12 protein-coding genes are annotated in these 14252 nt (G+C 46.4%); 2 read left to right on the forward strand and 10 right to left on the reverse strand.

Annotated elements, in window-relative coordinates:
* The gene (locus IMCC21906_RS13245; RefSeq protein WP_047012560.1) at positions 1 to 804 is read left to right on the forward strand and encodes an SDR family NAD(P)-dependent oxidoreductase; all 804 of its coding nucleotides are present in this window, start codon (positions 1 to 3) and stop codon (positions 802 to 804) included.
* A 210-nt stretch (positions 805 to 1014) separates the two neighbouring features.
* On the opposite strand, the gene IMCC21906_RS13250 is transcribed toward IMCC21906_RS13245, so the two are convergent.
* From IMCC21906_RS13250 to IMCC21906_RS13295, 10 genes are all read right to left on the reverse strand, one after another.
* On the reverse strand, positions 1015 to 2298 hold the full coding sequence (locus tag IMCC21906_RS13250; protein ID WP_197085900.1) for an MFS transporter: 1284 nt from the start codon (positions 2296 to 2298) through the stop codon (positions 1015 to 1017).
* Positions 2299 to 2435: 137 nt separating this feature from the next.
* Positions 2436 to 4097 carry an AMP-binding protein gene (locus IMCC21906_RS13255; protein WP_052763537.1) on the reverse strand — a complete coding sequence of 554 codons (1662 nt, stop codon included), beginning with the start codon at positions 4095 to 4097 and terminating at the stop codon, positions 2436 to 2438.
* 122 nt (positions 4098 to 4219) lie between these two features.
* Positions 4220 to 5092, reverse strand: a complete 873-nt coding sequence (locus tag IMCC21906_RS13260) for an SDR family oxidoreductase (RefSeq protein ID WP_047012561.1) — start codon at positions 5090 to 5092, stop codon at positions 4220 to 4222.
* A gap of 13 nt (positions 5093 to 5105) precedes the next feature.
* Positions 5106 to 6125 carry a phosphotransferase family protein gene (locus IMCC21906_RS13265; RefSeq protein WP_047012562.1) on the reverse strand — a complete coding sequence of 340 codons (1020 nt, stop codon included), beginning with the start codon at positions 6123 to 6125 and terminating at the stop codon, positions 5106 to 5108.
* Positions 6122 to 7363: an acyl-CoA dehydrogenase family protein gene (locus IMCC21906_RS13270; RefSeq protein ID WP_047012563.1), complete on the reverse strand. Its 1242-nt coding sequence runs from the start codon at positions 7361 to 7363 to the stop codon at positions 6122 to 6124. The genes IMCC21906_RS13265 and IMCC21906_RS13270 overlap by 4 nt, the downstream gene beginning before the upstream one ends.
* 77 nt (positions 7364 to 7440) lie before the next feature.
* A complete protein-coding gene (locus IMCC21906_RS13275; RefSeq protein ID WP_047012564.1) occupies positions 7441 to 8613 on the reverse strand; it encodes a 2-hydroxyacyl-CoA dehydratase subunit D in 1173 nt (390 codons plus the stop codon).
* Positions 8614 to 8713: 100 nt separating this feature from the next.
* Positions 8714 to 9499, reverse strand: a complete 786-nt coding sequence (locus IMCC21906_RS13280; protein WP_047012565.1) for an SDR family NAD(P)-dependent oxidoreductase — start codon at positions 9497 to 9499, stop codon at positions 8714 to 8716.
* 102 nt (positions 9500 to 9601) lie between these two features.
* The gene (locus IMCC21906_RS13285) at positions 9602 to 10399 is read right to left on the reverse strand and encodes an SDR family NAD(P)-dependent oxidoreductase (protein ID WP_047012566.1); all 798 of its coding nucleotides are present in this window, start codon (positions 10397 to 10399) and stop codon (positions 9602 to 9604) included.
* Positions 10400 to 10501: 102 nt separating this feature from the next.
* Positions 10502 to 11836, reverse strand: a complete 1335-nt coding sequence (locus IMCC21906_RS13290) for a 2-hydroxyacyl-CoA dehydratase subunit D (protein WP_047012567.1) — start codon at positions 11834 to 11836, stop codon at positions 10502 to 10504.
* Positions 11837 to 11934: 98 nt separating this feature from the next.
* The gene (locus IMCC21906_RS13295) at positions 11935 to 12882 is read right to left on the reverse strand and encodes an acyl-CoA dehydratase activase (protein WP_047013431.1); all 948 of its coding nucleotides are present in this window, start codon (positions 12880 to 12882) and stop codon (positions 11935 to 11937) included.
* Positions 12883 to 13598: 716 nt separating this feature from the next.
* Between IMCC21906_RS13295 and IMCC21906_RS13300 the strand changes: the two genes are divergently transcribed.
* A complete protein-coding gene (locus tag IMCC21906_RS13300) occupies positions 13599 to 14243 on the forward strand; it encodes a hypothetical protein (protein ID WP_047012568.1) in 645 nt (214 codons plus the stop codon).
* The last annotated feature ends 9 nt before the right edge of the window (positions 14244 to 14252 follow it).

The raw sequence follows: 14252 nt of genomic DNA on the forward strand, positions 1-14252 counted from the left end.
ATGGGAAAATTAAGCAACAGAAAGGTCATCGTTACTGGCGCTGCTCAAGGTATGGGTCGCGCTATTGCTATTGAGGCCGCCCGGGAGGGTGCCAGTTTCGTTACCATTGTAGACATTAAAGACAGCGGCGAAGATACCGCCAATGAAATCCGGCAAATGGACTGTCAGGCATTATTTATAAAAACAGACCTCAGCAAACTGTCAGATATAGAACATATGATCAACAGTTCCGCAGAGGCTGCAGGTGGCATTGACGTATTAATCAACAATGCTGGCCTAACCGATGACGGTGCTACAGGCGGCCCCCAGACCCTTGATTCATTAACAGAAGAGACCTGGGATTTGCTAATGAACATTAATGTTAAAGCCATCTGGAGAGCAACCCGACTTGCCCTGCCCCACCTTAAAAACTCAAGCTTATCTCCCGCAGTGGTTAACGCAGCATCTGTGGCCAGCTCAGTGGCCTACCCAGGAATTCCTGCTTACTCGGTTACCAAAGGCGCGGTAAAATCCCTGACTCAATCCATGGCGGTTGATTTAGCAGCCTATAATATCCGCTGCAACGCCTACGCACCCGGCGCCATAGAAACGCCCATGCTTACCCATAGCCTTGATACGTTTTCATCTGAAGAGCGAGCCATTACCGAATCAAGACTCTCTGGACCTCATTTGATTAAACGGCTTGGTAAGCCGGAAGAAGTGGCAAAGCTGGTATGTTTTCTAGCCTCCGAAGAAGCCTCGTTTCTTACTGGCTCGATCTACCAGATCGATGCAGGAACACTTGCTTGGCGAGGCAATGAGTAATCACCAGCAACTGAGTAAGGCCCGCTGAGCGGGCCTTACTGTCCTACTACACCGAACTCACTATAAATGCATCGCTAGAAAAAACGTCAACGATTAACGTAATCAGCAATCCCTCTTACTCAAAGACTCAGCCAATGTGATACATGCATCGTCAACCCAGCAATAGCCAAGCCCACGCTCCCATGGTAATCCCCCGATCACGGCTTGACGCTAATTACCATACCAATCTTTAGCTAGCCGTTTTCCAGCCAATCCATAAAAGATAGTCGCCAATGGGTAAAGCACCACGGCACAACTTAATAATGAGTATCGCAAGGACTCTTGAACATAACGATCTGCAAAGAAATCTGACAATGCCCCCAAAATCGTCGCACCCAAACCCAGACCAATGAGGTTAACAACAAATAAATAGCAGGCAACGATGGTGGTTCGCATTGCAGGTGGCCCCAGATTCTGGATGGCCACCGCAACCGGTGAAGAGGCAATCACTCCGCAGGCCTGGGGAATAATAAACAGCAAAAATGCCAAAGTAAGATTATTCACCCACAGCGCACCCAACAACAGTGGCAAACCAATAAGAAAAGCAAGGCTGGGTATATAGCCGTAATAAGCAGGTTTCGCACTTCCTAGTTTGTCACCAAACCAACCACCTAAAAAGTTACCCAACAAACCACCGATCAACACCAACGCGCCAAACAGCCAGGCCGTATATTCCAGACCCAGACCATGGCTACGCTGAAAAAACGTTGGCAACCAAAAACCAAAGCCGTATAAAACCATTGCACCAGTCGCCATTCCCAAGGATAAAAGCCAAAAACTCGGACAGCTAAACACGTGACGAAATGTGGCTGGAATACTGTATTCAATTTGGTCTGAGATATTATCGTAACGCCCTCTTTTGGGTTCCCTTACCGTCCAGAAAATTAATGGCGCAATCAACACACCAACAAGCCCGAGCGTAATAAATGCCACCCGCCAGCCATAAGTTGCTGCAAGTACCCCACCAACCACTAAGCCGAGTGCCGAGCCTATCGGTATACCGCAGCTCATCACTGCCAATGCACGAGTGCGTTGATGAGGAGGAAAATAATCCGCCAGAATAGAGTACGCAGGCGCGACACCTCCCGCTTCCCCTACCCCCACACCTAAGCGGAACCCAAATAACTGCACAAAGTTTGCTGCGACACCACATAACGCTGTAAAGCCACTCCAAATCGCAATTGAAGCGCCAAGAATACGCTTGCGATTAGATCGGTCTGCCAGCAGAGCAATCGGTATTGCAAACGTTGAATAAAATAATGCAAAGGCGAAACCACCCAGCAAGCCCAACTGGAAATCAGTTAGTCCTAGTTCATTTTGAATCGGCACAGCAAGTATTGCGATCAACTGCCGGTCCATATAATTCAGGGTGTAGTGCAAAAAAATTAATGCCAAAACATAGAATTTGTAGTTTGGCTTCTCTGCAAATGGCGTATCGAGCAGCTTATTATTCAATTTTTTACCTGTCGTAAAGACCCGCGTTGCTACAGAGCAATACTTACAGAGCTGTGTCTACAAAACTGTAGTGCAGCTCTGTGGCAACAAAGGTCTTCCTTTGGTTTATTATTAAAATCGTCTGTTAAGCACTATGTTTATGGCTTAACGCTAATGCCCGAAAGCTCTACATCCCAGCAGTCTTTGGTAACACCTTCGTCCTTAAGCTTATATTTTTCTACTCGATCACTCGGTGTTTTTGGCAAGCTGTCGCGATAGGCAATGTAACGAGGCACACAGAAATAGGCCATCCGCGCTTTACACCATGCAATTAAATCCGCATAGGGCAAGGTATGTCCTTCTTTCAATACCACCACTGCTTTGACATCCTCTTCACCTAAGTCAGACGGCACACCAACTACGCAAGACTCCATAACAGAATCATGCTCATTGATGACGCCCTCAACTTCGAAGGACGAGATATTTTCTCCCCTGCGCCGGATTGCTTGTTTTTTCCTATCGGCATAATAGAAATAGCCATCTTCATCCTGGCGAGCCAGGTCGCCAGTGTGGAACCAGAAATTTTTCATTAGCTCCATACTTTCCGAAGGCATTTTGTAATACCCCGAGGTCCCCAAATACATACTTTCAGGCTGAACAATAACCTCACCAACGGTGCCAGTTTCAACCTCTTCGTCATTCTCGTCGACCAGTTTGACTCGATAACCATTAATCGGCTTACCGCAAGAACCTGGTCGCCGGGCATCATAGGGGTTGACGAGATTAAACAGGCACTCGGTAGCGCCATACAATTCAAGTAAACTCACATCAAAGCGTTTTTGAAAGGCATCCCACAATTGCACCGGCGCAGCCGCACCTACCATCAAACGAACTGGATTATCCCAATCATCAGGCTTTTCATCCTGTTTCATGAGAATAGACACCATACCGCCGATGTAATTTACCACCGTACAATTCCAGCGCCGTACATCATTAAACATCTGACTGGCAGAAAACCGCTCGACTATGACCGCCTTACTATCAGCCAATATCGCTGGCAAGATTGTCATACCTCTAGCAGCAGAATGAAAAAATGGCATCGCGGTATACAGCACATCTTCGTTAGTAATACGGCAGAACTCCACCAGTGACATTGCCGCGCGATACCAATAATGGTGCGAGATCATCACGCCTTTGGAACGGCCCGTGGTACCCGATGTGTACAAAATACTCGATAAGTCTTTAAAACAACCCGATGCTTCTGCCGCAGTGTCTGGTTGCTTGCTAAATTCTGAGTACAACAGCGTTTTCAAATTTGGATAATTGCCAGCCTCAGTAGTTTGTTGTTCACGATCGACAATCACAATAAAACCAAGTTTTGGCAGCTGATCAATAATCTTCTCAACATGCTCTAAATAGTCGCGATAGATAACGAGACCAACACAGTCTGCATAATCGATCTGATAGGCGAGAGATGACCCTCGCTGAGCAGTATTAATGGGCACATCGACAGCGCCAATCCGGTTTAATCCAAACCAGCAGTACAGATGCTCGGCACAATTTGGCAGCATGACGGCAACGTTCTGACCTTCGTCCACACCCAGCTCTCGAAAGCCATTTGCGGCCTGATTAATACTGGCATTTAACAGCTGAAAACTGATCGGCTCATCACCAAATTGAAAAATGATGTGATTTGGTAGCGCCTTGGCTTTGTCATCAATTATTTTAGAAATAACACGATCACACTGGGGATAACCCTTCAGCGTCCAGCCAGTGTCATTGCTTTCTACAGGATTCGATTTTCTCGCAAGGTCAGTCATAATTTATTCTCCGTAGCGACTGCGCTAGGCTGCCTTTTAGCTATATATTCGGGCAAATGATTTAATGTAAGTCTCTTAATTTTTTATGACCATTCACACTAAAGCTTTGCCACTTATTAACATTAGGAAGATCTATCACTTAAAACTTTAGGTAGCACTGAACGGTGAAAGCCATCAAAAGGCTGATTTTTTTCACTCTTTTCCAACGTCCAAGTTTGTCTGGAATTTGGGGCGCCCCCATCAACTCGAATACAAGTACCCGTAATATAGGCGGCAGCCGGTGAGAGCAGGTAAGTAATTGCTGCTGAGACTTCAGACTCCGTGCCGTAACGTTGTAGAGGTACACGCTCAGGGTACTCGTATAACTTCTTTCTGATTTCGGGCGCGTAAGTATCAAAACCGCTGGAGGCAATACCACCTGGCGCTACACAATTGACGCGTACATTTGCCGCTGCCCATTCGCAAGCAGCACTTTCAGACAGTGTCAGCATGCCGCCTCGGGCCGCACCAGAATGGGCAAAATCAGGCCAGCCATTCCAGATATCGGCAATCATATTAACGATACTGCCACCATGTTCCGCCATCCAACGGTTATAGACTTCACGCATAAAAATAAACCCGCCAGTGAGATTATTTTTAACCACAGCCTCAAAACCTTTAGTAGAAATAGTATTCATCGGTGTCCGGTACTGTCCGCCGGCATTGTTAACCAAACCATGGATACAGCCATATTTTTCTAGCGTTTTATCAATAACAGACTTAACGTTTTCCTCATCGCGAATATCACAGGTCAAGGTCATAACCTCGCCACCATCAGCAACAATTTCGTCTCTTACTTCATCCAGCTTTTCTTGGCTGCGCCCAACAATGACAATATTAGCGCCTAAAGACGCCAGTTCATGGGCAGTACACCGGCCGATTCCACTACCACCGCCAGTAATAATAATGGTCTGATCCTTAAATAAGCTTGCTGCAAATACTGATTGATAACCCATATTAATAACCCACTTACGCTTCTTTCATTAAAATATCGATGCCACGCTTGGCATAAGCTTGAGCAAGACGATTTCCTGTTTTTGTTGCATCAGAAGTAAAGGCATTACCCGCTATACCTCTTGCCGCAATGCCTGCGCTACCCACCGCCGCCCTGAACATGGCAAACACTCTATGGAAGGTTGTAACTCGCTCCTCACACCCCGACAGCTCGTAATACCAGTCGAGATACTCAGACTCTTCTGGAATACCCAGGGCCGACAAATCCAGTCCCAGCAGCCCCCCGTTTTCGTCCGGTGCCATATGGTAGGCCTGAGTGTTAAACGCCACATCGGCCAGTGGGTGCCCAAGGGTCGATAGCTCCCAATCCAGAATGCCAACGACCTCAGTGGATTGCGGATGAAACATGACATTCGGCACCCGGAAGTCGCCGTGGCAAATGCTGAGTAACTCACTGTCGGGAATATTGTCTGCCAGCCAGCTAATCATCTGGTCAATAAAGGGATTTTCATCAACGTCGAATTTTTCCCACTGCCTAGACCAGCCATGGAACTGCCGCACAAAGTAGTTACCCGGCTTGCCGTAATCAGTTAAACCTGCACCTTGCCAGTCAAACTTATGCATTGCGGCCATTGCTTCGCACATAGCGCGATAATAACCTCGCCGACTGCCCACGACTCCCGGCAGCTCATATTCATCAAACACCCGACCGTCGATTTTTTCCATAATGTAAAATGGCGTGTCGAGAACATCTTTGTCGGCGTGGTACAGCATCGGCTCCGGAACGGGAACACCTGAACCATGCAAGGCGCTCATGACACGAAATTCTCGATCGATAGCATGAGCTGACTTTACGGAAACGGACGCGGGCTGCTTCCGCAACACCGCCTGCCAATCTCCCACCTTGACAAAATACGTCGGATTAGAAAATCCACCTGCCGTTCGAGAGACAGATAAATCCCCCTGAAGACCGGTAAAATTGTTCCGTAAAAAATCCGACACCGCGTCGAGTGGCAATTCGTTGTTACTCATCATCGTGCCGCTTTACCAAAGTTAAACAGGTATTGGGCCACTCTTCGCATTTGCACTTCTTCAGAGCCTTCGGTAATGCGATAACGGCGATGATGACGATAGATATGCTCAAAGGGCATCGCCCGGGTATAGCCCAAACCGCCGTGAACCTGCATCGCTCGATCTGCTGCGTTACAGCACAGCCGATTGGCGCGGAAGTTACATATCGACACCTTGTCACTAATCTCGATAGGATCAATCTCATCCATCAATGCCGCGGTTTTAAACAGATAATTACGCAGCATTTCACACTCTGCATAGAGCTCAACAAGCGGCCATTGGATACCCTGGTTAACGGCCAAAGGTTTACCAAAAACAATACGCTCACTGGCATATTTTGCCGCTTCCGTAATACAGTAACGGGCAGCGCCAATACTGGCAGCCGCTTGACGAATGCGGTTTTCGTGAACAAAACGTTGAGCGATGATAAGACCTTCACCTTCCTTGTGAAGAATGGCTGAGTCAGGCACTTTCACATTGGTAAAGCCCACTTCAGGGTGATCACTGGGCATATTGAATGTCCAGTGATTGAACAATATTTCTACACCCGGTGTAGACATGGGAACAATAAACGCTGTCACCCCTTTAGCATCGCCATCTTTGCCTGACGTACGCGCAAATACCAAGTCGGCCTTGGCCCGATACACTTGGCTATTCCAGCGTTTAATGCCGTTAATCACCCATTGATCGCCCTCTTTATGGGCCGTAGTATCGATCCAGGTTGCATCACTACCATGGCCCGGTTCAGTCAACGCAAAAGCAAGATGATTCTCTCGGCCGATAATGCCTTCGATGTATTGCTTTTGATCTTCGGTGCCATATTCATTAATGATAGGGACGATAGGGTAGTTACCTACAATAGATGACTCATCCTGCAGGTCGTTGTGTAAACCTAAGCCCTTTGCTGCTAAATGTTCACGAATAGCTGCATTAGCTAGATTAGAACCTTCTTGTCCGCCACAAGATTTGGGCAAACAATAGCGCAAGTGACCCGCTTTATCGGCACGGCGCTCCATTTCTGCAATCAGGTCTTCCCACTCTTTGCGAGGCACACCGTCGTTATCCCAGTCAGTGCGAGCATGTTCACGGCGGTAATCAAAAAACTGAATATTCTCTTCTTCAAGCGGCTTTATTTCCGCTTCAATAAATTTGTCCAGCTCTTCAAGTTTGTTAGTAATCTCTACCGGTAATTCAAAATTCATTAACATATACTCCAATTATTAATATTGTTACTTCAATGCCACCGAAATCATCAGCTCAATTAGCGGTGTTAGTTGTTCTAGATAGTCGACGCTCTACCTGCCATTTCCATAAAGGTTTCTAAGCGTGTTTTTACTGACTCCATAGGCATTTCTTCATGCTCAGTTTCTATCAGCAAGTTGGGAATCCCCACTGCTTCAAAAGCTTCTTTTATCTCTGGATAAAAATACATATGAGGCTCGCAAAACTTCACCATCAAGATAATGACACCTTGGGCTTTTGCGTTTTTAACAGAATTTAACAAGTAGGTATGCCAATCGTGTTCTCTGGCAGAGCGGGTGGGGCACGGCACGCGCTTGTTACGCTCCAAATACCAATTTGTTAATGCATCGAGGGGCTCATCTGTTATCTCCACATCGGTAGAGATGTAGCGGTAACCCGTATATAAATCGTCGGCGACAACCAAACCGCCACACTCCTCGACCAAATCAAGAAGTTCTTTTTTAGGTGCGTGGCACATATGTCCGGACAGAAATACGGGTACCTTGTCTGCGAAGGAAGAGTTTTCACCGGTGCCTTGTTCTTGAAGCGCATCCAGCACTTTCTCTAACTTTTCCGTATGTTCGGCACGGTCCATCGTCATACTGGCCTGCACAATATGCATAAGATCACTTGAAGAAATGCGTATCTTGCCTGTCATACGCATATCATAAAGGCTTCTTAATAATGCACGGCTCTTGTTAAACACCTCAACGCTGGCATTTATATCGTCGTTGGAAATTGTCACACCAAGCACGTTTTGCAACTGATTTCTTAGCTCACCGACAACGCGACGACTTTCATTGAAGGCCCAGGGCGCCTCAATGGTCGACACTAGCTGGTCATACAAAACCGGTACTTCTGGCATATGATTACGCATGACATCTGCAGTACCCAGAAGCTGAACACAATGATCGCCTAATAAAATCGCATCTAAAAATTGAAATGCGTCACTCACTGTCTGATTCACTAAACTGCGATTAAAGCCGCAATAAAAGCTGAATATACGCTTCAGCCCTATCGTAACTGGCTCGTCATCTTCTTGAAGCACCACTGGCAGAGCGCCTGCAGCATGGGCCAATTCCGCAGGAAAATTCATTGGCAAAATGCCAACGACTGGCCGTTTATGCTCTTCTTTCCATTTTTTGGCGTAATCCAAAGGATGTTGCGCAGCAAAAATGAAGTCTTCCATTAAACTATCGTTGATTGACATTAACGTTCTACCTTCATATAAAATTCAAACGACATGGACATAAACTATTTCTCGCACTTGGGAGTAAGTGACACATCAAGTGCACAGAATTTTTTTGTCCTTATGCAAACCTGCCGTAAGGATGAGTACTACTAATCCCACCATCCGCTGCCAGAAGCTGCCCATCCATATATGAGCTGTCATCACTGGCCAAAAATGCGACCACCGCGGCAATTTCTTCAACCCGACCTGTTCTTTTTAATGTTGTCAGCTGGCCCATTTTACTTTCTGAGCCTCGTGCCCTAGCCATCTCAAAAGTAGATGCGGTTAACTTGGTTTCGCACAACCCTGGCAACACTGCATTAACGCGAATTTGTGTACCCGCAAAGGCATTAGCCGCATTCATAGTCAGGCTATTAACAGCGGCTTTACAGGCGCTATAAGCCGCTGTTCCGCCATTAGCTCTAAGCGAGCCGGTTGAGGAATTCAGCACAATCGAACCGTAACCGGTCGTTTTCATATGACGACCTGCGTATTTCACCCCAAGAAAGGCGCTAATGGTGTTATCTCTAAACTGGGTTTCCCACGCCTCAACCGTTTGATCGAGTAGAGAAACAAAACTGTCGGTATTACCCGCATTAGCAAAGAAAATTTCCAAACCACCCAATTTCTCTACGCAATAATCAACACTTCCAGAAATATCACTTTCTTTAGTTGCGTCAGCAACAAAAGCGTCTGCTATGCCGCCTTGCTCGCTAATGATGGAAACCGTTTCTTCAATATTTTCTCGGGTTCGGCCTACTGCAAGTACCGCAGCACCTTCTGAGGCAAAACGTATTGCAGTCGCTCGCCCTATTCCACTGCCAGCACCGGTTACTATTGCTCTTTTACCTTTTAATCGCTCCACGCCTATCCCCTCTTTTTATACTTAGCTGCGACGCTATATTGCTATGTGACCTTGCCATTGAGATGGCGATATCACTTATCGATTGCAGCTAAACGACGTACATTACGCTGCTGAAATCCCACCATTGACACTAATGGCCTGCCCCGTAATTTTTGATGATTCTGGGCTAGTCAGAAATATAATGGTTTTTGCTAAATCCTCTGGCACACACACACCTAAATGTGCAGCCTGAGTTGCCTTGGAAAACAATTTTCCCGCAAACTCCTGGGTCATCATGCGTTGATTAGTCAGCGTGCCTTCGATTACCGATGGCGTAAGAACATTAACTCTAATGCCGTTGCGCTTGGTTTCCATTGCCATCGCTTTGGTAAACATAATAATGGCCGCCATCGCTGCGCCTAGCACTGTTTCTCCTGGCGTTGTCGTCTTACCCGCATCTGAAGCAATATTAACGATGGCACCACCACCGTTACTTGACATCATCGGTAGCAAAATCCTGCTAGTGAGCATGGGCGCCATTACTTGATCAAAAATAATGCCTTGTATTTCAGGTACAGGAATATCTTTAAGTAATACCGGGCCGGCCAAACCTACTGTCGAATTCACTAAAATATCGACACCAGATAAGAAATCCCACGCTGCATTACACACATCGTCGGCACCACTTTCTGTATTACAGTCACCGGCGATAAATTTTATATTCGCCTGGGGATAATGCTCTTTAACATAAGCACAAGCTTGTTCGCCACGCTCAGCATTACGGCCGTTGACAACAATGCCTCTGGCACCGGCTTTCGCATATAACAATGCTGCAGATAAGCCGACACCCGAGGTACCACCTGTTATCAACACACCTGATTCAGAAATTTCTTTGGGCTCATACTGCGCAGACTTGCTCATATCAGATAATTCTCATTTCATTATTTATAATTTTGGCATAACCACACCATCGTTTTAGTGGCTATGAACATGCTTACTCATAACCACTAAAAGAGGTAAATATTAGGCGACGTCTTTTTTCTCACTCATGGCTTCAACCATGGCTTCTAAGCGAGTGTTCAATAGCTCATCTTTATAGAAAGACTCGTCTGCCACATCGCCTTCAAAGAAGATGGCTTGTCTATTGTTGCGCACTGCCGACTCGGTGATTAAAAACTGCTGATTTGTCATACCACGACAAGTTCGTGAGGCGTGGCAGACAACACCATCTATATCAAAGGTATCGCAGACTTTCTCAATTTCACCGATCATGATTGGTGCACCGTGATTGTTTGGACAGATCAGATAGTTCTGAGCCATCCCACGCACTGGATTACTTAAATCAATCAGATCTGGTTGCTGCCAGAAAGACATATGCGTGTAACGACCTGCGACAACGGTGGCATCGACTGCCGCAAACTTGTCAGCCAACCAACCCACTTTGTTCCAATTCATCATGCCATCAAAGAAGAGACGATACTTCTCGTTTGGCACCGCGCCTTCACCGCGCTCGATCCGTTCCTGTATCTCGTCTTTAAGAGACTGAAAATAATCAACCAGGGCTTGCTCACCTGGCAGAAAATTGACGTGGGCGATACTGACAATCCAATCAAAAAAACTAGCGGGAGCGGGTTTAGCTTTGCAAAGTTCCATAGCTTCTAAGCGTAATTCAGCGGCTTTTTTAATGTAGCCCATAACTTCGCTAAGTCGGTCCCAGTCAAATTTTCTACCGGTGTTTTCTTCAAGAAACTTGGTCATCTCGACAAGCTGCATAGAGACGTAGTCAGACTTCTCCTCCCACTCTTGTCCGTAAAGATAGTCGGCGTCTGGCTTGCCTCCCCACAACAGTGGGATATTGACGTTAAAGATGGGGACTTTTTTACCATGCATACGGTACATAAGGTCATCCCATTGCTGCCCTGAACTGCAATAGGGGTAGGCATTAATGATCATGTCCGGCAAAGGCAGTTTTTTAATATCCTCTGCTCGTGGATCAGAAGCAGCAATAGTGCCGTCTTCTACCATGCCTTTTTCGATCAAGGCTTGCCCAATATGAGTGCGGGCATAAGAACATAATTCTCGATCAAAGCCTTTATCTTCGCCTGCTTGCTGTGCGTCGCCTTCTAAATGCTTAGCCGCCAAATATGCTGACCATGCTTCGCCATGAACCCATGCGAGGTCATGGGCGTGGAAAAAAGGCGGTATATATGTGCCGTTATACCAAACGACTTTTTTACCTTCTTCTTTGGCTCTAAATAAGCCTTCCCAATAATCATTAACCAGCTTGCCGCCCAGTTTGGTTGCTTTAAGACGGTTCGCCTTTTTATCACTAGCGTGTACACCTTTTTCGTGTTGCATTGCACTCTCCTGTCTCTATTTCGGCCAAGCCAAATCGTGAGCTCTACATACTGCGTTTATGGTTCTGTAACGTTATTTGTTTACTGTCTATCTTGGACTCAATTACGACTCACTGTAGTAACTTCTACTACTTGAACCGTGCTTTCTTCGCCCGCCTTTTCTGGATCACCTTTACATTTTGGTACGCAAGCGGCCATGGCACCGTCCATCTCACCTTCCAGCGCCATATCGCTGCCGTCCAAGGCTTTAATTTCCTTCTGGCTTTTCACATATTCTTCCATCGCCAACAATGCCGCGCCCAAAGCACCAGCTATTTGCGGCTCGCTCGGCAGCAAAAATTCAGCACCAAATGCTTGCTCAAGGTAATGAACCGCCGCAACGTTCTTAGCGACGCCACCAGTCATCACGACGGGGCCCTTCTTCCCGACACGGGAAGCCAAGCCTCGAGTTCGGTTTGCTATTGAGGCATGAACGGCACCTAAAACATCTGGCTTGGCGTGCCCTTCGGCAAGCAAGGAAATCACTTCGCTTTCAGCAAAGGTTGCACACATACTGGAGATCTTCAGGGTGTTTTCGGCCTTCATGGCTTCGGGACCCATATCGGCCAGCTCTATATTCATCGCCCTAGCCAACACTTCTAAAAACTTACCCGTTCCCGCAGCACAGCGATCATTCATCGAAAACTGAGAAACCACACCTTTATCGTCAATAGAGATAACCTTGCTGTCTTGGCCGCCTATATCGATAACCAATCTTGCCTCCGGAACCATCTCCAGCGCGCCTCGGGCATGACAGGTGATCTCGGTATAATTTTTATCTGCGATATCCAGCATGCGGCGGCCATAGCCCGTGGATACCGTTTTCACCATATCCTGCTGTTCTAAACCGGCTTCGTCCAAGGCCCCTTTAATAGAAGCCAAAACGCCATCGTTACTCACCGCACCCATAGATTTAATACATGAACCAACAATATTTTTATTGGCATCTAAGATGACCGTCTTTGCCGTGGTTGAACCAAAATCCACGCCCATCACATAAGGTTTCATACATACCTCAATCAATTTTGCTGAAGAACGAAAACTGCTCCAACGATCAGTTACGCCCTTTTGCCTACCACCCAACTCAAACATTGCGCGCCACCGTGAGCATCAAGGGCATCACGATCAGCCCACTGGAGGCGATAAAGCAGCTGAAACTCAGTATAGATGAGTAAAGCTCACTTAATCAATACGAAATTTGTTTTTACAGTAAAATATTACCATCACTAATGAGTTTAGCTTACATTTATATTCACCCCACCTATCTAATGAGTCTATTTAAATACAAGCCCACCAAAGCTTCTGCAGCCTACGTTTAAGCATCTCAGCAGCAAAGCTGCTGAAACCTGAAACCACAACAAAAGCAACGAAAACGCAGTTAAAATCCTAAAAAGAGCAAGAAAACTGACATAGATCTGTAGTGAGCACTGACTCACAAGAGCCCCTGTACAAAAGAGGAATATTTTCGAGTTATCGCGTAACCTTGAAGCCAAAATAAAAAGCCAGTGCCAATAACAAATACAATGCTAAAGTCTGAATATATATCGTTCATCTTTTCTATGCTCCTCTGCATAAGCCTTGCGAGTCAGCAAGCTCTTGGCAAAAATGAGCCATCCTCATGTGACGCCGCGATCTGCCCTACAACTTCCGCCAAGCACAATCGTTTATTGCTAGCGCCTTATGCCTTCATCCCCTCGATAGAGGGCAGGTCTGAAGCACTTGAGATGAAAACAGAATTTGAATATGACGCAAAAGAACTGGCAAGCGGTCTCAATCTTGGCGGTTTGGCTTATTTGCAGTGGGACCGGGGGCGGGATTTTTTATATTTTGATGGACTGGGGGTTCGCTATAAAGACCGACTTAGTGAGTTTAGAGAAAGACGCTTAAATATTGAGATTGCGTTACTGGAAATCGGTTATGGCCGCAAATTCTGCATCGCTTCCAAGCGCCTCGATACAAACTGCACAATTGGCTTTGATCCTTATTTGGGGATCCGTCATTCTCGCTTTAATGTGTCTGCAAAAATTAACGAAGGCGGTCTAGAAGGTTTATTGATTAGCCTGTCGGACCTCCCCGACAGCTACCAAGCCAAAGAGCGCTGGCTAGACCCGGTCGTCGGCTTTATTAGCCACTACCAATTAAGCCAACGCAACAGGCTTTACCTAAAGGCCGACGCCGCTGGCTTAGGCCTGGGTCGCAATGATTATTGGAACATAATGGGATTTTTAAATTTTCAATTAAGCGCGCACTGGAGTGTTTCTGCCGGTTATAAAGCGACAGAGTTTGATGCAAAATCCGGAGGGGAAAACAAACTAAACCTTAAACTAAGGGCCAGAGGCCCCATAGCCGGTATTATTTATTCATATTAGAACGATAAA

Origin of the sequence: Spongiibacter sp. IMCC21906 (assembly GCF_001010805.1) — a bacterium.
In the GTDB taxonomy this organism is placed as follows: domain Bacteria; phylum Pseudomonadota; class Gammaproteobacteria; order Pseudomonadales; family Spongiibacteraceae; genus Spongiibacter.